Below are 22096 nucleotides of genomic sequence, written 5' to 3' on the forward strand. Positions count from 1 at the left end.
CGCGCAGGCTGCGACCTTGCGGCGCGGTCGCGGGGTCGTGAACAGCTCAGCGTGCCGCGCGTGCGGCGCGGGGTTTCAACACCAGCGGAAAGGTCACCCGGAAGGCCGTGCCGCCCTGCCCCGGCACATAGGCGATGTCGCCGCCCAGATTGAGCATGATCTCGCGGCAGATCGCCAGTCCCAACCCGGCGCCGCCGGCCTTGTGCGTATCGGTGAGGCGGGCGAATTTCTCGAAGATCAGCACCTGGCTTTGCTTGGGAATGCCCGAGCCGTTGTCGATGAAATCCACCGCGACCTGCGCGGCCCGCTTGCGCACCACGATCCGCAGTTCAGGCTGCGCGGAATCGCAATATTTGCGGGCATTGGACAGGATGTTGATGAAAACCTGCGTCAGCCGCCCGATATCCGTGCGCAGCGCGATATCCTCGTCCGCGACCTGACGGCGGATGACGAAATCGCGCTGCGGCTGGACCGAGTTCGACGCCATCAGCGCGCGGTCGATCAACTCGTGCAGGTTGGCGTCCTCGATATCCAGATTGACCTGGCCGTTTTCCAGCACGCTCAGATCCAGCAGATCGTCCAGAAGCCGGGTCAGGCGGATCGATTCGTCATGGATGATCCGGGCATAGCGCAGCGTTTCGTCCTGCGTGACCTCGTCATCCATCAGGATTTCCGAAAACGCCCGGATCGACGTCATCGGCGTGCGCAGCTCGTGGCTGATCTGGCTGAGGAAACTGTCCTTCTGCACCGACAGGCGCTGCAGCATCTCGTTGGCCTCGCTCAGCTGGCGGGCGGTACGGGCCAGCTCCTCGGACTTGGCTTCAAGCTGGGCGGAATGCTCCATGATCTGCGCGGTTTCGCTGGCGACGGCCATCAGGTCGGCGACCGTCACCAGCCGCCCGCCGACGATCTGCGCGATCATCGCGTGGGCCGTGGCCGCACCCACCGAACCCGCCAGTTCCCGCTCGAGCCGGTTCAGGAAATCGGGCGTCGGGTCGGGCAGGAAGCCGCCCTTGCCCTGCCCGCGTGCTGCCGCCGCAAAGAAAGCCAGCGCCACATCCGCGCCGAGGATGCGCTGCGACATGGCCAAAAGGTCCTCGGCCTCGTTCTCGGCCGCGTCATGCGACCAGCCGCGTGCGACCGTGCTCTCGTCCGAGGCGGCAAGATCGTAGACATTGACGAATTGCGCCGATTGCACGCGCTCGACCGGGCTGGGAAAGCTGACGAGCGAGCCCGCGAGGAACGCGGCGACGTTCATCAGCAGCGACCAGAACAGCGCATGCAGGAGCGGGTCCAGCCCCTCGACCCCGAACAGCGCGTGCGGGCGCAGCCATGACAGGCCGAACGGCCCCTCGTTCATCAGCGCGGCGCTGAGGATCACGTCGGGCCCGAAGGACGGCAGAAACAGCGTGTAAAGCCAGGCCAGCGTGCCGACGCTTGTTCCCAGCGCCGCGCCGATGCGGCTGGCCCCCCGCCAGTAAAGCGCGCCGACCAAGGCGGGCAGGACCTGCGCCATCCCGGCAAACGAGATCAGGCCGATCGCCGCCAGCGCCCGCGACCCGCCCGAGACCGCGAAATACAGATAGCCCAGCCCCAGGATCACGCCGATCGACAGCCGCCGCGCGTTCAGCACAAGGCCCCGCATGTCGCTGGCATCGCGCGACGGGATCGCGCCGCGCCCCGCCGCCCGGCGCCGCGAGGCCAGCCAGAGCGGCACGACGATATGGTTCGACATCATCGTCGCCAGCGCGATGGCGGCAATGATCACCATCGATGTCGCCGCCGACAGCCCGCCCAGAAAGGCCAGCATCGCCAGCCCCGGCTGGCCCAGCGAATGCGGCAGGCTGAGCACGAAAAGGTCGGGATTCATCCCCTCGGGCAGGAAGGTCAGCCCGGCGGCGGCAATCGGCAGGACGAACAGGCTGATCGCAAGCAGGTAGAGCGGGAAAGCCCAGGACGCGATGGCCAGGTGGGTCTCGTCGGCATTCTCGACCACGAGCACCTGGAACATGCGCGGCAGCGTGACGACCGCGACGCCGGCCAGAAAGGTCAGGCCCATCCAGCGGCCCATCTGGATCTCCCATTCCGGCAACTCGACTTCCGAGATGCGCGCCATGATGTCGGCCGGCCCGTCCGCCAGCCCCCAGACGACCCAGGCACCGACAGCGATCAGGGCCACCAGCTTGACCACCGCCTCGAAGGCGATGGCGGTGACGACGCCGTGATGCTGCTCGTTGGCGTCCAGATTGCGCGTCCCGAACAGGATGGTGAACAGCGCCAGCCCGGCCGCCACCCAGAGCGCCAGCTGCTTCGGCGCGAGCGGCTGATCGGCGGCGAAAGCGCCGAAACTCAGCGCGATCGACTGAAGCTGCAGCGCGATATAGGGCGTCGTCGCGACCAGCGCGAGCAGTGTCACGATGACGCCGACCGCGTTCGACTTGCCGTAGCGCGACGAAATCAGGTCCGCGATCGACGTCACGCGCTGCGCCTTGCCGATCCGCACCAGCTTGCGCAGAAGCCACCACCAGCCGACGAAAACCAGCGTCGGACCCAGATAGATCGTGACGTATTCCAGCCCCGACCGCGCCGCGTAGCCCACCGCGCCGTAAAAGGTCCAGGCGGTACAATAGACCGACAGCGACAGCGTGTAGATGACGGGCGAGCGCAGGAAACGCGGGGCGCGCCCCGCGGCGCGCAGGACCTCGGCGCGCCGCTCGGCGAGCGAGGCGATGAGGAACAGGAACACGACATATCCCAGCGCCGCCGGGATCAGGATATTGAGCGTCATGGGCCGTCCCGCTCGGCCCCGCCACCAGTCCCGACCCCGGTCCCGTCGACGGGCCGGGTCCGGGTTTCGGGCCGGGCGTCCGGCGCATTGCCCTGCGCGTCGCGGCGCAGCGCCCCGCGCAGCGGCGCGGACAACAGCGCCGCCGCCACGATCAGCAGCCCCCAGAGACCGAACAGGTACACCGCCTCGCCCGCCGTGCCGAAGCCGCCGCTATGGGTCCAAAGGACCGGCAGCAGGATCAGCACGAAACCCACCACCGGCAGGATCCGCGCCGCGTCCATCATCCGCCGCCGGCGATAGGTGCTGCGTTCCAGGAAGAGCGGAGGGCGGGGTGTCTTCATGCGGCGATCATGCCCCGGCAAGCTGGCGCACGACGCTCAGAAGTTCGGAATTGACGAAAGGCTTGGCCATGAACACCGACGCCCCGGCATCGCGCGCCGTCTCGCGCGCCGCCGCCGTACCGCGCGCGGTCAGCACGATCACCGGCAGCCGCGCCGTGCAGGGCCTGACCCGCAGCGTCCGCAACACGTCGTAGCCGCTGAGATCGGGCAGCATTACGTCCAGGATCACCACGTCGGGTTCGCCCGCGGCGATGCGGTCCAGCGCGCCCTCGCCCGTGCCGATCATCTCGACCTGCCAGCCGTCGCGGCTGAGAATGAACCGGATCGCTTCGGAAATGTTGGGCTCGTCCTCGACCACGAGCACGCGGCGGCCGGCTCCGCGTTTGGCGTCCTCGCCTGAACGCGGGCCGGCCTGCCCCTGTGCGCAGAACGGTGAATCATCACCCGACGCTTGGTCGGGGCCGCCGTGGCCCATGCGACGATCCTCCCCAGTTCCGCACACGGACGGTCGTACTCCTCCCCTGACGACCGTCCAGGGCCCGACTATTACGTCTAAAAAACCCTGTGTCAAAGAGTCGCTGCGCGCGGTTCTGCCGGGAAGCGGCGGCGAAAGGTGTTCCGCGCCACGGGTCAGACCGACACGATCGACGGCTCGCGCCGCGCCGCGCAGCCGGCGCGCGGACAGACCCGGCAATTCGACCCGACCAGCCGCGTCGGCAGGCTTCCCGCATCGGGCACCGCGCCAGCCGGCGTCAGCAACATCGAGGATTCCCAGGCATTGGGCGCCTCGAACTGCAACGGCCCGCGCCGGTCGGCGACGGCATGCGCGACGAACCGCGCGGGCAGACGGCCCGAAAATTCGACAAAGGCCCGGACCGGGCGGCCCTGCTGCAACAGGGCCTCGTAAAGCGGCCAGAGCGGACAGGCGCCGCCAAAGCGCGGAAGCTGAAAGCCGTCGACGGGGCGGCGAAAGGTGATCGTACCCGACCCGTCGCAGACCACCAGCCCGAATCGCGGGATCGTTTGCTGCACGGGCAGCGTGGCCAGCCGCCGGAACAGCCGCGCCAGCGAGACCCCGAAACGCTGCGCCAGCACGTCGGGGGCAAAGGCCTGACCCGAGGCGAAGAGACGCGACAGGACGGGCATCAGCTGGGCAAGCGGCAGCGCCCGGGCGTCGTCGCGGGCGCGGATCAGCCAGCCCTCGGCCAATTGCCGGGACGCAACCGAGGCCAGCTCCGCCTGCCCCTGGGTGAGCGCGGCGATATCGACGCTTGCGCCGTCTTCGAGCGCGGCGACATGATAGCCCTGCCGCTCCAGCCAGCTTTCCAGCTCTTCCTGCGGCGCGGCGAGACCCGCCTCCTCGCTCGAGGTGTCGAGAAACGCGACCAGCGTTTCGGCGGCATTGGCCAGCCGCACCGAATCGGCATGGACGTTGCGGTGGAACCGCGCGCGCCATTCGGGATCGAGGTCTTCGGACTCGGCCAGAATCGCCGCCGTCGACTGCACCGCCGTCACCGCCGAGACGATTTCATGCAACGAGGCCGACAGGTTGGGGTCATGCGCCATGCGGTCCGAGAGCCGCTCGACGATACGCTCCTGCATCTCGGAATGCGCGGCCAGATGCGCCAGCAGCGCGGCCCAGCCTGGAAAGCGCCCGGCGAATTCCTCGGCCCGGTCGATTTCCGGCGCAGCGCCCGGCTGCGCGCGCGCGGCCGCGGCGCGCAGGGCGGCAAGCTGTTCGTCGCCGGCGCCTTCCTGCAGGGTCGCGGCGGGGATCTGCAACGCCTCGGCGATTGCCTCGATCACCCGGGACGAGGCGCGGCGGCGGTTATGCTCGATCAGATTGAGATACGAGGGCGAAACCCCGACCAGCCGCGCAAGATCGGCCTGCCCGATCCGCCGGGCGGTGCGCAAGGCGCGGATCCGGGTCCCGGACAGGGCGGATTTTGGCATCCGGCTGCGTATCCCTTGCCGTTGGTTGCGGGTTGCGAGATCCTTGTTTGGTCCTGCGCGCCCCCGCCCGTCAAGCCTGCAAAGCCGGGGCCGGCCCTTGATCGGAGGGGGGCGGCGGGTCCCGTCAGGAAGCTGTTCGCCGCGCCCGGCGGCCCGATCCGACGGCACGAAGACGCAAGCCGCCCAGAAACGCGCTTTTCAGCGAGCGGAGCGTAACGTATAACGCCGCGGCAAATCGCGTTAGCGCCGAACGCATGAATGAAAAGCATCTGGGGCGTCCGAAGCTGCCCCCAAAGAGGATGTCCATGAGCAAAGATCACTCCACCGACGACGTGGCCTTCATCAAGGCCCTTGCTGAACTGCTCAACGATAACGAGCTGAGCGAGATTTCGGTCAAACGCGAATACGGCGAGAACGATACGCTCAACGTCAAGGTGTCGAAGATGTCGGCGATGGCGGCAGCCCCGGCCCCGGTCTATGCACCGGCCCCGCAGGCCCCCGCGGCCTCGGCTCCGGCCGCCGCCGCGCCCGCCGCCGCGTCGAAAAGCAGCGATCCCGCCGATCATCCCGGCGCGGTGGCCTCGCCGATGGTGGGCACGGCCTATCTGGCGCCCGAACCCGGCGCCGATGCCTTCGTGTCGGTGGGCCAGCAGGTCAGCGCGGGCCAGACCCTGCTGATCATCGAGGCGATGAAGACCATGAACCACATTCCCGCCCCGGCCTCGGGCGTGGTCAAGCGCATCCTCGTCACCGACGGCACGCCGGTCGAGTATGGCGCGCCGCTGATGATCATCGAATAAGGGGCTTCCCATGTTCGAGAAAATCCTCATCGCCAACCGCGGCGAGATCGCGCTTCGGGTGATCCGCGCCTGCCGTGAGATGGGCATCAAATCCGTCGCCGTGCATTCCACCGCCGACAGCGACGCGATGCATGTCCGCATGGCCGACGAGGCGATCTGCATCGGCCCGGCGCCCTCGGTCGACAGCTACCTGCACATGGCCGCGATCATCTCGGCCTGTGAAATCTCGGGCGCGCAGGCGATCCATCCCGGTTATGGCTTCCTGTCGGAAAACGCCAATTTCGTGCAGATGGTCGAGGATCACGACCTGACCTTCATCGGCCCCCGCGCCGAGCATATCCGCCAGATGGGCGACAAGATCACCGCCAAGGAAACCGCCAAGGCGCTGGGCATCCCGGTCGTGCCGGGATCCGAGGGCGGCGTGCCGGACCTTGAGACCGCGAAGAAGGTCGCGGGCGGCATGGGCTATCCGGTGATCATCAAGGCCACCGCCGGCGGCGGCGGGCGCGGCATGAAGGTCGCGAAATCGGAGACCGAGCTGGAAATGGCCTTCCGCACCGCGCGGTCTGAAGCCAAGGCCGCCTTCGGCAACGACGAGGTCTATATCGAGAAATACCTGCAAAAGCCGCGCCATATCGAGATCCAGGTCTTCGGCGACGGCAAGGGCGGCGCGGTGCATCTGGGCGAGCGCGACTGCTCGCTGCAGCGGCGCCACCAGAAGGTGCTGGAAGAGGCCCCCGGCCCGGTCATCACGGCCGAGCAGCGCGCCTGGATCGGCAAGGTCTGCGCGGACGCCATCGGCAAGATGCAATACGCCGGTGCCGGCACCATCGAGTTCCTGTTCGAGGACGGCGAGTTCTATTTCATCGAGATGAACACCCGTCTGCAGGTCGAGCATCCGGTGACGGAGGCGATCTTCGGCGTCGATCTGGTGCGCGAACAGATCCGGGTCGCGGCGGGCAACAGCCTGTCCTTCCGGCAGGAAGACCTGCAGGTTCTGGGCCATTCGATCGAGGTTCGCATCAATGCCGAGAGGCTGCCGAATTTCGCACCCTGCCCCGGCATGGTGAACACGTTCCACGCCCCCGGCGGGCTGGGCGTGCGGATGGATTCGGCGCTCTATGGCGGCTACCGGATCCCGCCCTATTACGACAGTCTGATCGGCAAGCTGATCGTGCATGGCCGCGACCGTCCCGAGGCGCTGGCGCGGCTGAAACGCGCGCTGGGCGAGCTGATCATCGACGGAATCGACACCACCGTGCCGCTGTTCTTCGCGCTTCTCGAGAACGAGGACGTGCTGAGCGGGAATTACGATATCCACTGGCTGGAAAAATTCCTCGCAGCCGAGTTGGGCTGAGCGGAAACCGGGCAAAGCGGGGGGCTGCCGCCCCCCGCACCCCCTGCCCAAAGGGGAAGCACGCTCCCCCTTTGGAAACCCCCGTGAGTATTTGTGACAAAGTGAAGGGGCCGGATGCGGCTGACGCCTGAACTGATCGTCAGAGCCTATGCGGGCGGTGTCTTTCCGATGGCAGAATCCGCCGACGATCCGGAGATTCACTGGTTCGAGCCGCGGCTCCGGGGGGTGTTGCCGCCGGAAGGGTTCCATGTCTCGCGCAGCCTGCGTCGCTCGCGCCGGCGGGGCGGGTTCCGGTTTTCCTGCGACACGGATTTCGACGGCGTGCTGGCGGCCTGTGCCGACCGCCCCGTCACCTGGATCAACGATGAGATCGCCGGGGTTTTCCGGGCGCTTCATGCCCGCGGCATGGCGCATTCGATCGAGGTGCGCGACGAGGCCGGAGCGCTGGCGGGCGGCCTGTACGGGCTGGCTCTGGGGGGCGCGTTCTTTGCCGAGAGCATGGTGTCGCTTGTCACCGACGGCTCGAAGCTGGCGCTGGCCGAGCTGATCGCGCGGCTGCGGCGCGGCGGGTTCTCGCTGGTGGATACGCAATACATGACGCCGCATCTGCAAAGCCTGGGCGGGATCGAGATGCCGCGCCATCGCTACCGCGCGGCTTTGCAGGCGGCGCTGGAGGCGGGGGCCGACCACGGCGCGGCCTTCGCGCCGGTCAATCTGGCCGCGACGGACGGTGCCTTCTGGTCATAGGAAGCCGTGGATCGGCATATGGCCGATGCAGAAGGTCAGCGCGCGTTTCCACCAATTCGTCCCCGGTTCGAGATGGGTGGTTTCCGCGCCGCGCGTCCAGCGCAGGAGCTTCCCGTCGCGGCTGACGCGCCAGCCGCGCTGCGGGGCGCCGGCCGCGTCGAAGAGTTTCTGCAGCTCATCGATCAGCACCGGATCCTTGAACACGAGCCCCAGCTCGGTGTTCATGAAGGCCGAGCGCATGTCGAAATTGAACGAGCCCACGAAGGCCACCTTGCCGTCGACGACGAAGGTCTTCGCGTGCAGCATCGTGTTGGGATTGTCGGGACGCGCGGCTTCGACCAGGCGGATCCCGGCCTTGAGAAGCCGGGGCCGGTACCAGCGATAGGCGCCGTAGACCAGCACGCTGTCCGAACGGCCCAGCCCGTTGGTGATGATCTCGATATCGACGCCCTTTTCGGCCAGGGCCACGAGTTGCGCAAGGCCGCGCTTTCCGGGCACCAGATAGGGCGTCATGATCCGCAATTCGCGTGTTGCGGAGTTCACGATCGGCATCAGCGAGCCGGGCAGCCAGCCGTTGCGGCGTTCGCGCAGCGCCTTTTCCGGCGGGTCGCCCAGAAATTCCAGGCTGTCGATCCAGCGCAGGAGATCGAGCTTCAGCGTTTCGGTCGTGCCTTCGAGCACCGGCACGCTCATATCCTCGATGCGCTTGCGGTTCGCCGGCTCGGCGAGGAAGCGGGCGATGAAAGAGCGGAACCGTTTCAGGCGCGTGTCCTTGCCCAAGCGGATGGTGCGCAGGGGCAGCGCGACGTTCGAGTTCCAGAAATTGTCGTAAAGCTCGCCCATCCCGCGCAGGACGGAACCCGCGACCAGCGCGTCGAGATCGTCAAAGCACATGCCGCCGGATTTCGGCGCCCCGAAATAGGAATCGCCGACATTGCGCCCGCCGGTCACGCCGATCCGGTAATCGGCGATGAACATCTTGTTGTGCATGCGCCGGTTATACGGCAGCAGGTTCATCATCAGCTCGATCCCGCGCAGCACGCTCCAGTCGCGGTTGCGGATCGGGTTGAAGAGCCGCACCTCGATGCCCGGATGGCGATCCATCGACCGATAGGCGGGCACCCGGCCCAGCATGTTCACATCGTCGATGAGGATCCGGACCCTGACCCCGCGATCGGCGGCGGCGAGGATCTCGGAGGCCATCAGCCGCCCGCACAGGTCGTCTTCCCAGATATAATACATCAGATCGAGGCTGCGCTCGGCGCCCCGCGCCAGCGCGATGCGGATCGCGAGGGCTTCGTGTTCGTTGGGCACGAGCCGGATGCCGGACAGGCCGGGATGTGCCTCTTCCTTTTCGGCCATGAGCTTGTCATAGGCCGTCTCGTCACCCCAGGGGATCATGTGGCCGGGCTTTCCGCGCGCTTTCTTCGCGAAACGGCCCACCATCCACAAGCCGGTAGCCACCAAGACCACCAAGAGGGCCGCGCCCGAGGCGGCCCATCCGATCCATTCGGTCATGCGGAAATCCTTATCCGGGCGCGGATCGGAAGATGGTCCGACGCAAGACGCGCAAGCGGCGAGATATGGGGCGCGAGATCGACGACCTCGGCGCGGGTGCAGCCGATGATCCGGTCCAGCGGCAGGACCGGACGCCGGGCGGGAAAGCTGGGCGCGAAATGGGTGCGGTGGACCGCATCCAGCCCGGACCGGAGCGGCATGAGCGAGCAGGTCACGCCGCGCCGCCATTCGTTCATGTCACCCATCATCAGCGTCGGATGGTCGGGGTCGATCTCGTCCACCAGGCGGTGCGATTGCTGCAGGCGAGAGGCCTTGAGCAGGCCAAGATGGGTGGCGATCACCCTCAGGCTGTGGGTTTCGAAATCGAGATCCGCGACGATCGCGCCGCGGGGCTCGAATCCCGGCAGGTCGATCACCCGCGCGTCGCGCAGGGTGGCGTTGCGAAACAGCAGGAGATTGCCGTGCCAGCCATGCGCGGCCTCGCTCTTGCGGGTGCTCAGCATCACCGGCGTCAGGCCGGTGGCGTCGCTGAGCTCGTCAAGGTCAAGGATGCCGCGCCGATCCCCGAAACGGCGATCCACCTCCTGCAGCGCGACGAGATCGGCATCCAGCTCGCGGATGACGCTGATCGTGCGATGCGGGTCGCGCCGCCGGTCGGTGCCGACGGCTTTGTGGACATTGTAGGATCCGACGATCAGTTCGGGCGATTGCGGCATGGGGCGGGACCGGGGGGCCAGTTCGGACAAGGTTCGGACAAGGTTTGGACAAGGGGCGGGGCGAAAGGTGGCAGCGCTTCCTTCCATATGGGGCGCCCCGCGAAACCGGCAATGGCTGCGTCCCGTTGTGCCACGCTTCCTGTCTCTCCGGTCAATCCTCGCCGGTCAGGCATTTGCGGGCGAAAGCGGCGATCCGGGCCACGACCTTTTCGGGCTGGCTGTAGAGCAGAAGCTGCCCCTCGTGGTCGATCTCCTCCAGATGCATGCGCCCGTATCGCTGCGCGAAGACGCGCACGCTGTCGAAGCTGACGACCGGGTCCATCACCCCGTGGATCAACAGCACCGGGCAGTCCGAGCCCACGACCAGCGCCGACCAGTCGCGGGTGACATGCCACGCGTCGATCTGGAATGCCTTCTGCCCCTGGGCGACCGTGTAGCGATACCCTTCGAGGATCGACTGCCCGATATGCGAGCGTTCGATCACCTCGCGGTCGCGTGACCCGCGCGAATAGAGCGGCGTCATGAAACGCTGCGGGCTGCTGGAATCGATCTGGGCCATGCCGGCGCGCAGCACCGCCGGCAACAGCGCGGGGGCGAAACGGGCGGTGTAGGCGACGGCACGCTGGCGCGGGGTCATCGTGGCGAATTGTTCGATCGACACGATGGGCACGCAGGCTGCGACCCCGGCGATCCCCGCGACCGAGGCCCCGAGCCGCGCAGCGGCGGCATAGGCATAGATCGCCCCCGCCATATGACCCAGCACGACGACGCGCGGCAGGTCCAGGACCTGCAGGACGCGGGCGAGATCGCGCGCGAACAGGTCGGGCGCGTCGCGGACCCTTGGATCGACATAGGAATTGCCGAAATTGGCGCGCATCGGGGCGTAAAGCCGGATGCCCGCCTGGTACAGGGCGGGCTCGACATGTCGCAGGCATCCCAGACCTTCGAGCATCCCGTGGACGAAAACCACGGGCAGACCGTCCTCGGGGCCCAGAACCATCACCGGCATCTTGCGGCCTTCGCCCAGTTCGATGAGCCGCTCATCGCCGCCGCCGTCGCCCGCCGGCGTATCGACCTGGTTTTCCCGGTCCGGCCCGTGCAGCATCACCGCGCCGACCAGCCGCATCAGCTCGGGCTGGCTGCCGGTGCGGGTTTTCGAGAACACGGATTTCAGTTGCGCGCGCAGCGTGTTGAGCGACCGACCCGTGCGCTGGGACACGGCGGGCAGATCGCCGCCCCGCGTAAGTTCGTGCACAAGGTCCACCTCGCGCGGGGTCAGCCGGAAGCTTTCGACCAGAACCCGCGCCAGCGCCGGGGTCCACCCCACGTTCATGGTCCGCAACTCGGTCACGAAGCCGTCGCCCTCGGGGTCGCGCAGCGAGGTGATCGACACAAGCCCCCCGCCGGGCAGCGAGGCGGTCGCCTCGGACCCGGACTCGGCCAGAGACAGAACCGCGAAACGCCCCGATGACGGCGCGCGCGAAAAGGCCGAAAGGAACCCCTTCAGCCGCGCGGCGCTGTCGGGCTCCAGCGCGTCGCGGATGGCGTCAAGCGTGACGGGACTGCCGAAGATCTCAGCGGCTTCGGGGCCGGCGAAGGACACCGTGCCCTCGCGCGCGATTCGTACCAGCGGCGGATCCGCCGCGCTTGCGCCCGGCACGATGGTCTCGCCGCGGCCCATGCGTTCGAACAGCGCAAAGGCCCGGCGAAAATGCGCCTCGATCACCGGGTCTTCAAGCTGCCGCGTCGAGGACGTGTCCGATATCCGCAATTCCCCCAGACGGCGCGCTGCCTGATCGACGAAATCGGACCAGTCTTCCATGAAGGCGTCATAATGCTCGGGGCGCAGCACCACCTCGTAAATGCTGCCGATGAGTCGCGCCCGCTCGGCATCAAGGGCATCGCTTTCGGGATCTCCGCGCATCGGGGCCTTCAAAGGTTGAGACAAGCGTTCCAGAAACGCCCATCATGCACCATTTATCAGGAAAATACGACTTTATTAACCCGAATGGGTGAAGCCGCGCGCGCGATTTCGGAGGATGCTGGGATCATTGAGTGACGCAGGCTTTTCGATCACCCGTTGACCGAGCCAGAGGGTCGCAGTGGTTTCCAACCCGTCGATGTCAGGACCGGCGCGGTGCGCCGTTTCCCGCGATATCGGGGGGGATTTCACCGGGATCGCTACGCTGGGGCCGCTTCTGTCCGGCATGTGCCCGCGCCAATTCGACCGTGCGGGCTGTCGCTGCCGAGGCGATGCTCAGGCCGGGCCAACCGGGAAACAGGTTGGCCCGGCCGCCGTTTACGCGCGGTGCGGGCGCGATGGCCCGGCCGCCAAGCCGGTCTCAGAACAGGATCGAGGCGCCCTCGGTCGCATCGGTCGCGCCCGCGCGCAGGCGGGCGAACAGCTCGCGCCCGACGCCGAAATTGTTCGCGCTCAGATCGGCCACGACCGGCTCGCGGCTGTCGAAATCCGGCTCCAGCACGCTCAGCTCACCCGTTACCGCGTCCAGCCGTACCCGGTCGCCGTCGCGCAGCTTGGCAATCGGCCCGCCTGCCGCCGCTTCGGGCGCGACATGGATCGCCGCCGGGACCTTGCCCGACGCGCCCGACATCCGGCCATCCGTGACCAGCGCGACCTTCAGCCCGCGATCCTGCAGCACGGCCAGAACCGGCGTCAGCGAATGCAGTTCGGGCATCCCGTTGGCGCGCGGCCCCTGAAACCGGACGACGACCACCGTATCCTCGGTGAACGCGCCCGCCTGGAACGCGGCCTTGACCGCGGGCTGGTCGGAAAAGACCCGCGCGCGCGCTTCGATCACGTGGTTCTCGGGTTTCACCGCCGAGACCTTGATCACGCCCTGCCCCAGATTGCCGGTCAGCTGTTTCAGCCCGCCGGTCGGCTGGAACGGATCCTTCGCGCTGCGCAGGATCCGGTCATTGAGCGTCTCGGCCGGGCCATCGACCCAGGTCAGCGCGCCGTCGATCAGCTTCGGCTCCCGCGCATAACGCGCCAGCCCGGTGCCCGCGACGGTTTCGACATCCTCGTGCAACAGCCCCGCATCCAGCAATTGCCCGATCAGATAGCCCAGACCGCCCGCGGCGTGGAAATGGTTCACGTCGGCGAGTCCGTTGGGATAGACCTTGGCCAGAAGCGGCACGACCGAGGCGACGGCTTCGAAATCCTCGAGCGTCAGGGTGATACCCGCCGCCTTCGCCATGGCCGGCAGGTGCAGGATCAGGTTGGTCGAACCGCCGGTCGCCATCAGCCCGACCATGCCGTTGACGAAGGCCCGCTCGTCCAGCACATGCCCCGCCGGGCGCCAGTCATTGCCCAGATGCGTGATCGCCGCCGCCCGGTGCACGGCGGCCTTGGTCAGTGCCTCGCGCAGGCCGGTGCCGGGATTGACGAAGGCCGCGCCGGGCAGCATCAGACCCATGATCTCCATCAGCATTTGGTTGGTGTTCGCGGTGCCGTAGAAAGTACAGGTCCCCGGCCCGTGATAGCTGGCCATTTCCGAGGCCATCAGTTCGTCCCGCGTGGCCTGGCCCTGGGCAAACGCCTGGCGGACCTTGGCCTTCTCGTCGTTGGGAATGCCCGAGGTCATCGGCCCCGCCGGCACGAAGACCGCCGGGACATGGCCAAAGGTCGCCGCCGCCATCACCAGCCCCGGCACGATCTTGTCGCAGACCCCCAGCCAGAGCGCTGCATCGTAGCAATCGTGGCTCATCGCCACCGCCGAGGCCAGCGCGATCGTGTCGCGAGACATCAGCGACAATTCCATCCCGACCCGGCCCTGCGTGACACCGTCGCACATCGCAGGCACGCCGCCCGCGACCTGCGCTGTGGCCCCAGCCGCCCGCGCGGCCTCGCGGATGACGGCGGGATATGTTTCGAAGGGCTGATGCGCCGAGAGCATGTCGTTATAGGCGGTGACAATCCCCAGATTGGGTTGCCGGTCGGCCGCCAAGGCCGCCTTGTCCTCGCCCATCGCCGCATAGGCATGCGCGGCATTCGAACAGGCCAGATGCGCGCGCGCCGGTCCCTGTTCGGCGGCCTGTGCCAGCCGGTCCAGATAGGCGTCGCGCGCCGGGCGCGACCGCTCGATGATGCGGTCGGTGACGTCACGGATACGGGGATCGAGGGTCATGAAGGGCCTCGTCTGCGTGGGAATGTCGGGAATACTCGCGCCCGTTATAAGGCGTTATCGCTAACACCGCAAGGCAGCGCCCGATGTTTCGGCGTGAACTTTCGGCATCACTGCGTGGCTTCCCGCAAGCCTTGCATTTCGTGCAAGGCGGCAATGTGTACATGGACGTAGCAGATTGCTGCATCGCGGCGTAGATTGGCTTCAGGAAAACGGATCGCGAGACAGCTCGCACAAAGGATGACGACCATGACCGACATGCCCGAATTCAAAGAGATCGACCTTGCAACGCTTGAGCGTCAGGCCCGTGAGATGCAGGCTCAGGCGCTGGCTGAAGGCTTCCGCTCGCTGCGCCGCGGCATCGTGAGCTTCTTCTCGCGCGGCGCACAGGCCCGTCACGCCTGACGCAAAGCGAGGCGCCACGATCACGCCCCGCACATAGCTCTGCTTTCACCGCCCTGCATCCCGACTGGATGCGGGGCGGTGTCGCTTTGGCCTTCCGCAAATGGGTCCGGGCCGTTAATGAGAGCGCAAGCGATCTGGAAAGCCCGATGACCTCTGTTCCCTTCAACCGTCCCGTCGTACGGCTGCGGCCGAAAGCCGAAGCGCGCGCGATCCGCCATGGATTCCCATGGGTTTACAGCGACGAGCTGGTGCTCGACCGCCGCACCGGCGCGCTCGAGCCCGGCACGCTCGCCACGCTGGAAGACGCCGAACGGCGGGCGATGGGGCTGGTGACCGTCAACCCCGCATCGCGAATCGTGGCGCGGATGCTGGATCGCGACGCGGGCGCCGCGCTCGATTCCGCGTGGTTCACCAAGCGTCTGACGCAGGCACTGGCGCTGCGCGAACGGCTTTATCCCGATCCCTATTACCGGCTTGTCCATGCCGAGGCCGACGGGTTCCCGGGCATCGTCATCGACCGTTTCGGCGATACGGCCGTCATTCAGCCCAATGCCGCCTGGGCCGAGCAGCATCTCGACACGCTCGTCGCCGCCCTGTGCGCCGTCACCGGTGTGACAAACGTGGTCAAGAACGGCACGGGACGCGCGCGCGGGCTGGAAGGCCTGCCCGAGGAAACGGTGATCCTGCGCGGGGATGTAACGGGGCCTGTCCCGGTTCCCATGAATGGCGCTGTATACATGGCCGACCTGCTGGGCGGCCAGAAGACCGGCCTGTTCTATGACCAGCGCGACAACCACGCCTTCGCGGCGCGGCTGGCGAAGGGCGGGCGCGTGCTCGACGTGTTCAGCCATGTCGGCGGCTTCGCGCTGGCGGCGCTGGCGGCGGGCGCGCAGTCGGCTCTGGCAGTCGACGGCTCCGAGCCCGCGCTGGTCCTGGCTGAGGCCGGGGCGAAAGCGATGGGCGCGTCCGACCGCTTCCAGACCCGCCAATCGGACGCGTTCGAGGCGCTGGAAGCAATGGGCGCCGAAGGTCAGACATTCGATCTGGTGGTCTGCGACCCCCCTGCTTTCGCGCCGCACCGCAAGGCCCTGGATGCGGGCCTGCGGGCGTATGAGCGGATCGCCCGGCTTGCCGCGCCGCTTGTGGCGCCCGGGGGATCGCTCGTGCTTTGTTCCTGTTCGCACGCCGCCGACCTGACGCAATTCCGCGCAGCCTGCACGCGCGGGATCGGCAAGGGCCGTCGTCAGGGGCAGCTGATCCATACGGGATTCGCCGGGCCGGACCACCCGATGCTGCCCCAACTGGCCGAGAGTGGCTACCTGAAAGCCCTGGCCTATCGCCTTGACGCTTAAGGTCTTTCTGGACACCTGCGTGTTGTATCCGCCGATCCTGCGCAGCTTTCTTCTGAGCGCGGCGCAGGCGGGACTGTATGCGCCCCTGTGGTCCGAAGGCGTGGAATCCGAGTGGCTTCACCTTGCGCGCCGCAAGGGCGAAGACAGCGTGCCCGCCACGCTCGACCGGTTGCGCCTGACCTGGCCGGGGGCCCTGACACCGCCGGGAGATGCCGCGCTTGTCGATCTGCCGGATATGACGGATCGCCATATCCTTGCCGCCGCGCAGGCCGGGGGCGCCGATCTGCTGTTGACGCTGAACCTGCGCGACTTCCCGCGACGCGCCCTCGCGCCTTTGGGGCTGAGCGCGGTCTCGCCGGACGATTTCGCGATGCAGCTCTGGCTCGGCGACGCCGACGCCATCGAGCGGATCGTTGCCGGTGTCTGGCCCGGTCTTGAGGGCCGCGCCCTGCGGAACGCGATGAAACGGGCAACCCTGCCTCGCCTGGGACGCGCGCTGGAAACGGAGTGAGCGCTCCAGCCCGGAGGCGCGCTTGTGGTGTCTCGGCGGGGTGGTTTCGCTTCCGGACCAGTCTGTGGATAATTTTCCGCCGCTGCTGAGGCTCCACAATCCCCGCCATTCCGGGAATCCTGTGATTTCATAAAGGGTTAACCGAACCCCGCCAAAGGCGATTCGCATTTTCCTTGGAATTCCAAGGCTTCAGGGGGGATATTGAGAGCGGATGTGAAGCGATGAATGCATCCCATGATTGTATTCTTTGCGCACCTTAACGCCCTAAAGGTGTTTCCCACATACGGCCCTGTGGATAACTTGGTGCATAGATTGCCGGAACTACGTCGAGCGACGGATCTGCGCAACTTCGTGACTCTGCAGCCCGCTCAGAAACGTCTGACATCCGAATCCGGCGTATTTCCCCAGCTGTTAGCGGAAACATTTGCGTTTGGCCGGCAAACTGACTAATCGCAAGGAAAGCGATGAGGATGCCATGACCCCTGCCCTGCAAAGCCACGCCGCCCTGACCCTGTGCAAACTTGCCCCGGTGATCCCGGTGATCGTGGTGGACGATCTCGACCATGCCGTTCCGCTGGCCGAGGCGCTGGTTGCGGGCGGGTTGCCGGTGCTCGAGGTGACGCTGCGCACACCCTGTGCGCTGGACGCGATCCGGGCCATGGCGGCGGTGCCCGGCGCGCGGGTCGGGGCGGGCACGGTGCTGAGCGCGCATGACGCGGCCAACGCCAAGGCCGCCGGCGCCACCTTTGCCGTCTCGCCCGGGGCGACGCCTGCGCTGATCGCTGCCTGCACCGCGCAGGGCCTGCCGCTGCTGCCCGGGGCCGCCAGCGCGAGCGAGGTGATGACGCTTCTCGAGCGGGGTTACCGGACGCTGAAATTCTTCCCCGCCGGTCCCGCCGGCGGCCCGGCCATGCTGAAAGCGCTGGGCGGGCCCTTGCCGCAGGCGACCTTCTGCCCCACGGGCGGCGTGAGCCTGGCCAATGCCACGGATTACCTGTCGCTTGCCAATGTCGCCTGCGTCGGCGGCTCGTGGGTGGCGCCCGCCAAGATGATGGCGGCGGGTGACTGGGCCGGTATCACGGAGCTTGCGCGCGAGGCGGCAGCTCTGCCGCGTTAAGCGGACCCGCCACGCCCCGCGCCCGACACGAAGCGGGCCGCGCCAGCTTGGCCTTCGGCCTGAACCATCGCGGCGCTGGCCCATTCACGGGTCAGCGCGCGCGCCAGATCCTCGGGCGCCATCTGCGCCGCCAGCAGATCCGCGCGCAGGCATCCCTGCGGCAAGGCGCACAGGCTTTCGGCCAGTTCGAGCGCCACCGCCAAGGCCTGCCCGTCCGGCGCGGCGCGGTCCGCAAGGCCGATCGACAGGGCCTCGGGCTGAGCAACAGCGCGGCCGGTCAGGATCAGGTCATTCGCCCGGCCCTGCCCGACGACGCGCGGCAGCCGCACGGTGCCGCCGTCGATCAGCGGGACGCCCCAGCGCCGGCAGAAAACCCCGAACGTGGCCGAGGCCGCCATCACCCGCAGGTCGCACCACAGGGCCAGTTCCATCCCGCCCGCCACCGCGAAGCCTTCGACCGCCGCGATGACCGGCTTCGACAGGCGCAGCCGGCTGGGCCCCATCGGGCCGGGCAAGGGCTGCGCCACGGGATCGGACCAGCCGGGCGGAATGTCCAGCCCGGCGATCCAGTCGCGGCCCGCATCGCCAGCCGCGGCCTTCAGGTCGAACCCGGCGCAGAAATTGCCCTCGGCCCCGGTCAGGATGGCGATATCGACGCCATCATCCGCGTCGAAGGCACGCGCCGCGTCGTAAAGGGCGCGCGCGAGCGCCGGATCGACGGCGTTGCGCTGTGCGGGCCGGTTGAGCGTCAGCACCCGGATCCGGCCCGTTGTTTCGACGCGCAGAATGTCAGACATCTTCGATTGCCAGCACGCCGTCGACCGCGCGGATCTGATGTTTCAGCGCGGGCGTAACGGGCACGGGGCGCCCGGCATCGATCTCGATCTCGCCGCCGGACAGGCCATCGGGCACGCTGAAACTGAGCGGACCGAACGCCTTGCGCGGCGCGTTGCCGGGCAGGTTCTGCAGGATTTCCAGCAGGTCCCGGATCGCATCGGGCGATTCCAGCCGTATCTTCAGCCCCGCCGCTCCGGCATCAGCGACCACATCGTCGATGGGCGCCGCGCCGCGTGCGAGCAGTTTGAGCGTGTCGGCTTCCATCGTCGCCTCGACCGTCAGGACCACGTTCATGCCCGTTTCCAGATGCTGCCGCGATGCTTCGAGGGTTTCCGAAAAAACGGTAACTTCGAACAGGCCCGTGGGGTCAGAAAGCTGAACGAAGGCAAAACGGTTGCCCCGGGCCGATTTGCGCTCTTGCCGTGAACTGACAGAGCCCGCAATACGCGCGACCAGCGGGCCGCGTTGCGCTTTCTGCGTGATCTCGGCCAGCGTCAGCACTTCTTTGCGTTTGAGCGCGACGGCGTAATCGTCGAGCGGGTGGCCCGAGAGATAGAACCCGATGGCCGAATGCTCTTCGGCCAGCTTGTCCATCGGCAACCAGTCCTGCGTTTTGGGCAGGCGCGGCGGCGGCAGGTCGTCCCCGCCCGCAAACAGCGAGGATTGCCCCGAATTCGCCGCTTCGTGCGAGGCGGCGGAATAGGCGACAAGACCGTCGAGCGCATCGAAGACCCGCTTGCGCGAGCGTTCGATGAGGTCGAAAGCGCCCGCGCGCACCAGCATCTCGAGCGCGCGCTTGCCGACGCGCTTGAGATCCACGCGCTGCGCGAAATCGGTCAGATCCCGGAACGGCTGATCGCCGCGCGCCTCGACCACGAGCTTCATCGCGTCGGTGCCCACATTCTTCAAAGCCCCCAGCGCATAGACGACCTTGCCGTCCAGAACGCTGAACATCGCCATCGAGCGGTTGACGCAGGGCGGCACGATCTCGATCCCCATGCGGTCGATCTCGCGCTTGTAGACGGACAGCTTCTCGGTCAAGTGAATATCGCAGTTCATCACCGCCGCCATGAACTCGACCGGGTGATTGGCCTTCAGCCACGCGGTGTAATAGCTGACCACGGCATAGGCCGCGGCGTGCGACTTGTTGAAGCCGTAGTTTGCGAATTTCTCCAGAAGGTCAAAGACTTCCGAGGCTTTCTTCTTGTCCACCCCGTTCTTCGCGGCGCCGGATTCGAATTTCGGCCGCTCGGCGTCCATGGCCTCCTTGATCTTCTTGCCCATGGCCCGGCGCAACAGGTCGGCGCCGCCCAGCGAATAGCCCGCCATGACCTGCGCGATCTGCATCACCTGTTCCTGGTAAACGATGATGCCTTGCGTTTCCTCAAGGATATGGTCGATCAACGGATGGACCGAGGCGCGTTCCTTGACGCCGTTCTTCACTTCGCAATAGGTGGGGATGTTCTCCATCGGGCCGGGGCGATAGAGCGCCACCAGCGCGACGATATCCTCGATACAGGTGGGTTTCATGCGCCGCAGCGCGTCCATCATGCCGGTGGATTCCACCTGGAACACGGCGACGGTCTTGGCGTCGGCATAAAGCTTGTAGGTCTTTTCGTCATCCAGCGGGATGGCGTTGATCTGGTTCTCGGCCCCTTCCGGCGGCTCATAGAGCCTGCTGCCATCGGGCGCGGTATGCAGGTCGCGCCCCGAGGCATGGATCAGGTCGATGGCGTTCTGCACCACGGTCAGCGTCTTCAGACCGAGGAAGTCGAATTTGACCAGACCGGCCTGCTCGACCCATTTCATGTTGAACTGGGTTGCGGGCATGTCCGAACGCGGATCGCGGTACAGCGGCACCAGCTCGTCCAGCGGGCGGTCGCCGATCACGACCCCGGCGGCGTGGGTCGAGGCGTTGCGCAGCAATCCTTCGACTTTTTCCGCATAATCGAGCAGGCGTGCCACGACCTCTTCCTTGGCCGCCTCGCGCAGGCGCGGCTCGTCGGACAGGGCCTTGGTGATGGAAACCGGCTTCACCCCCTCGACCGGGATCATCTTGGACAGCTTGTCGACCTGTCCGTAGGACATCTGCAAGACGCGGCCCACGTCCCGGACGGCGGCTTTCGACAAGAGCGCGCCGAAGGTGATGATCTGCCCCACCTTGTCGCGGCCGTATTTCTCCTGAACGTACTGGATCGTCTCTTCGCGGCGATCCATGCAGAAGTCGATGTCGAAGTCGGGCATCGAAACCCGTTCGGGATTGAGGAAGCGCTCGAACAGAAGCGAATAGCGCAGCGGGTCCAGGTCGGTAATCGTCAGCGCATAAGCCACGAGCGAGCCCGCGCCCGACCCCCGGCCCGGCCCCACGGGAATGTTGTTGTCCTTCGACCACTTGATGAAGTCGGCCACGATCAGAAAATAGCCGGGAAATCCCATCTGCTCGATGATGCCCAGCTCGAATTTCAGCCGCGCCTCATAGTCCTCGACCGGGGCGGCATGGGGGATCACGGCCAGACGCGCGCGTAGCCCGTCCCAGGCCTGACGACGCAGTTCCTCGACCTCGTCATCCGCGAATTTCGGCAGGATCGGGTCGCGTTTATAGGCACCGAACGCACAGCGGCGCGCGATCTCGACCGTATTTTCAAGCGCCTCGGGCAGATCGGCGAACAGCGCCGCCATCTCGTCAGGGGTCTTGAGGTAGTGCTGCGGGGTCAGGCGCCGGCGCGGTTCCTGCTGGTCGACATAGGTGCCTTCCTTGATGCACAATAGCGCATCGTGGGCCTCGTACATGTCGGCCTTGGGGAAATAGACATCATTGGTCGCAACCAGCGGCAGATCCATCGCATAGGCCATTTCGACGAAAGGCCGCTCGGTCATCTGCTCGGCCTGCGGCAGCGCGCCGCCCTCGCCGGGATGGCGCTGCAATTCGACATAGAGCCGCGAGGGATAGATCCCCGCCAGCCGCTCCATGACCTCTTGCGCGCGGGGCGCCTGCCCGTCCCGCAACAGCCGTCCGACCAGCCCGTCCGAGCCGCCGGTGAGGCAGATCAGTCCCTCGGAATGCGCGGACAATTCGTCGGGCGTGACATGCGGCAGGCTGCCATCCGTGCGCAAATACAGGCACGAATTCAGCTTCATCAGGTTTTCATAGCCGCGTTCGTTCTGCGCCAGCAGAACCACGGGCGCCGCCGGGCGCGGTTTCTCACCGGGCTGGCGCGCGGGCAATTGCACATCGACCTGACAGCCGATAATCGGCTGCACGCCGGCGCCCTTGGCGGTGACGGAAAATTCCAGCGCCGCGAACAGGTTGTTGGTGTCGGTGACGGCAACGGCGGGCATTCCCAGCGCGCCGCAGGTCTTCACCAGCGCCTTGACCGGCACCGCGCCTTCGAGAAGCGAGTATTCGGTATGGACGCGCAGATGTATGAATCGGGGGTTGGCCATGGTGACAGCTTATCCGGCGGGCAAAGCCGCGCAAGGGCGGCGCGATTTTCTACAGAACGGCGATA

General features: G+C 66.9%; 17 protein-coding genes. 7 read left to right on the forward strand and 10 right to left on the reverse strand.

The window, feature by feature from the left end; translation table 11 throughout:
• Positions 1–46 precede the first annotated feature (46 nt).
• The 4 genes from C4N9_RS05730 to C4N9_RS05745 form a co-directional block, all read right to left on the reverse strand.
• The gene (locus C4N9_RS05730) at positions 47–2788 is read right to left on the reverse strand and encodes an ATP-binding protein (protein ID WP_109532344.1); all 2742 of its coding nucleotides are present in this window, start codon (positions 2786–2788) and stop codon (positions 47–49) included.
• On the reverse strand, positions 2785–3129 hold the full coding sequence (locus C4N9_RS05735; RefSeq protein WP_245902472.1) for a hypothetical protein: 345 nt from the start codon (positions 3127–3129) through the stop codon (positions 2785–2787). The genes C4N9_RS05730 and C4N9_RS05735 overlap by 4 nt, the downstream gene beginning before the upstream one ends.
• Positions 3130–3136: 7 nt before the next feature.
• Positions 3137–3493, reverse strand: a complete 357-nt coding sequence (locus tag C4N9_RS05740; RefSeq protein WP_245902473.1) for a response regulator transcription factor — start codon at positions 3491–3493, stop codon at positions 3137–3139.
• A 266-nt stretch (positions 3494–3759) separates the two neighbouring features.
• Entirely contained in the window at positions 3760–5082 is a 1323-nt protein-coding gene (locus C4N9_RS05745; protein ID WP_109532346.1) for a helix-turn-helix transcriptional regulator, read from the reverse strand.
• A gap of 305 nt (positions 5083–5387) precedes the next feature.
• On the opposite strand from C4N9_RS05745, the gene accB reads away from it, so the two are divergent.
• The 3 genes from accB (at position 5388) to aat (ending at position 7986) form a co-directional block, all read left to right on the forward strand.
• Positions 5388–5882, forward strand: a complete 495-nt coding sequence (accB, locus tag C4N9_RS05750; protein ID WP_109532347.1) for an acetyl-CoA carboxylase biotin carboxyl carrier protein — start codon at positions 5388–5390, stop codon at positions 5880–5882.
• A 10-nt stretch (positions 5883–5892) separates the two neighbouring features.
• Positions 5893–7239, forward strand: coding sequence for an acetyl-CoA carboxylase biotin carboxylase subunit (gene accC / locus C4N9_RS05755; RefSeq protein ID WP_109532348.1), 1347 nt, complete (start codon positions 5893–5895; stop codon positions 7237–7239).
• 114 nt (positions 7240–7353) lie between these two features.
• Positions 7354–7986, forward strand: coding sequence for a leucyl/phenylalanyl-tRNA--protein transferase (aat, locus tag C4N9_RS05760; RefSeq protein WP_109532349.1), 633 nt, complete (start codon positions 7354–7356; stop codon positions 7984–7986).
• Here the strand turns inward: aat and C4N9_RS05765 are convergent.
• The 4 genes from C4N9_RS05765 to edd form a co-directional block, all read right to left on the reverse strand.
• Positions 7981–9504, reverse strand: a complete 1524-nt coding sequence (locus C4N9_RS05765; protein WP_109532350.1) for a phospholipase D-like domain-containing protein — start codon at positions 9502–9504, stop codon at positions 7981–7983. The two genes, aat and C4N9_RS05765, sit on opposite strands and share 6 nt — an antisense overlap.
• The gene (locus tag C4N9_RS05770) at positions 9501–10220 is read right to left on the reverse strand and encodes an endonuclease/exonuclease/phosphatase family protein (RefSeq protein WP_109532351.1); all 720 of its coding nucleotides are present in this window, start codon (positions 10218–10220) and stop codon (positions 9501–9503) included. Before C4N9_RS05770 ends, C4N9_RS05765 begins: the two co-directional genes overlap by 4 nt.
• Before the next feature lie 151 nt (positions 10221–10371).
• Positions 10372–12144, reverse strand: a complete 1773-nt coding sequence (locus tag C4N9_RS05775; protein WP_109532352.1) for a bifunctional helix-turn-helix transcriptional regulator/alpha/beta hydrolase — start codon at positions 12142–12144, stop codon at positions 10372–10374.
• A gap of 418 nt (positions 12145–12562) precedes the next feature.
• Complete coding sequence (edd, locus tag C4N9_RS05780; RefSeq protein ID WP_109532353.1) at positions 12563–14368, reverse strand: phosphogluconate dehydratase; 1806 nt, start codon at positions 14366–14368, stop codon at positions 12563–12565.
• Between the two features lie 246 nt (positions 14369–14614).
• Between edd and C4N9_RS21810 the strand changes: the two genes are divergently transcribed.
• The 4 genes from C4N9_RS21810 to eda all read left to right on the forward strand — a co-directional run bounded on the left by C4N9_RS21810 (position 14615) and on the right by eda (position 17750).
• Complete coding sequence (locus tag C4N9_RS21810; RefSeq protein ID WP_168192131.1) at positions 14615–14770, forward strand: RSP_7527 family protein; 156 nt, start codon at positions 14615–14617, stop codon at positions 14768–14770.
• Between the two features lie 146 nt (positions 14771–14916).
• On the forward strand, positions 14917–16122 hold the full coding sequence (locus C4N9_RS05785; protein ID WP_109532354.1) for an RSP_2647 family RNA methyltransferase: 1206 nt from the start codon (positions 14917–14919) through the stop codon (positions 16120–16122).
• Positions 16112–16633, forward strand: a complete 522-nt coding sequence (locus C4N9_RS05790; protein WP_281260112.1) for an RSP_2648 family PIN domain-containing protein — start codon at positions 16112–16114, stop codon at positions 16631–16633. Before C4N9_RS05785 ends, C4N9_RS05790 begins: the two co-directional genes overlap by 11 nt.
• Before the next feature lie 475 nt (positions 16634–17108).
• Complete coding sequence (eda, locus tag C4N9_RS05795) at positions 17109–17750, forward strand: bifunctional 4-hydroxy-2-oxoglutarate aldolase/2-dehydro-3-deoxy-phosphogluconate aldolase (protein WP_109532559.1); 642 nt, start codon at positions 17109–17111, stop codon at positions 17748–17750.
• On the opposite strand, the gene C4N9_RS05800 is transcribed toward eda, so the two are convergent.
• Positions 17747–18547, reverse strand: coding sequence for a crotonase/enoyl-CoA hydratase family protein (locus C4N9_RS05800; protein ID WP_109532356.1), 801 nt, complete (start codon positions 18545–18547; stop codon positions 17747–17749). The two genes, eda and C4N9_RS05800, sit on opposite strands and share 4 nt — an antisense overlap.
• Entirely contained in the window at positions 18540–22031 is a 3492-nt protein-coding gene (dnaE, locus tag C4N9_RS05805) for a DNA polymerase III subunit alpha (RefSeq protein WP_109532357.1), read from the reverse strand. Before dnaE ends, C4N9_RS05800 begins: the two co-directional genes overlap by 8 nt.
• Positions 22032–22096 lie beyond the last annotated feature (65 nt).

The sequence above is a fragment of the Pararhodobacter marinus genome (assembly GCF_003122215.1).
GTDB classification, from domain to species: Bacteria; Pseudomonadota; Alphaproteobacteria; order Rhodobacterales; family Rhodobacteraceae; genus Pararhodobacter; species Pararhodobacter marinus.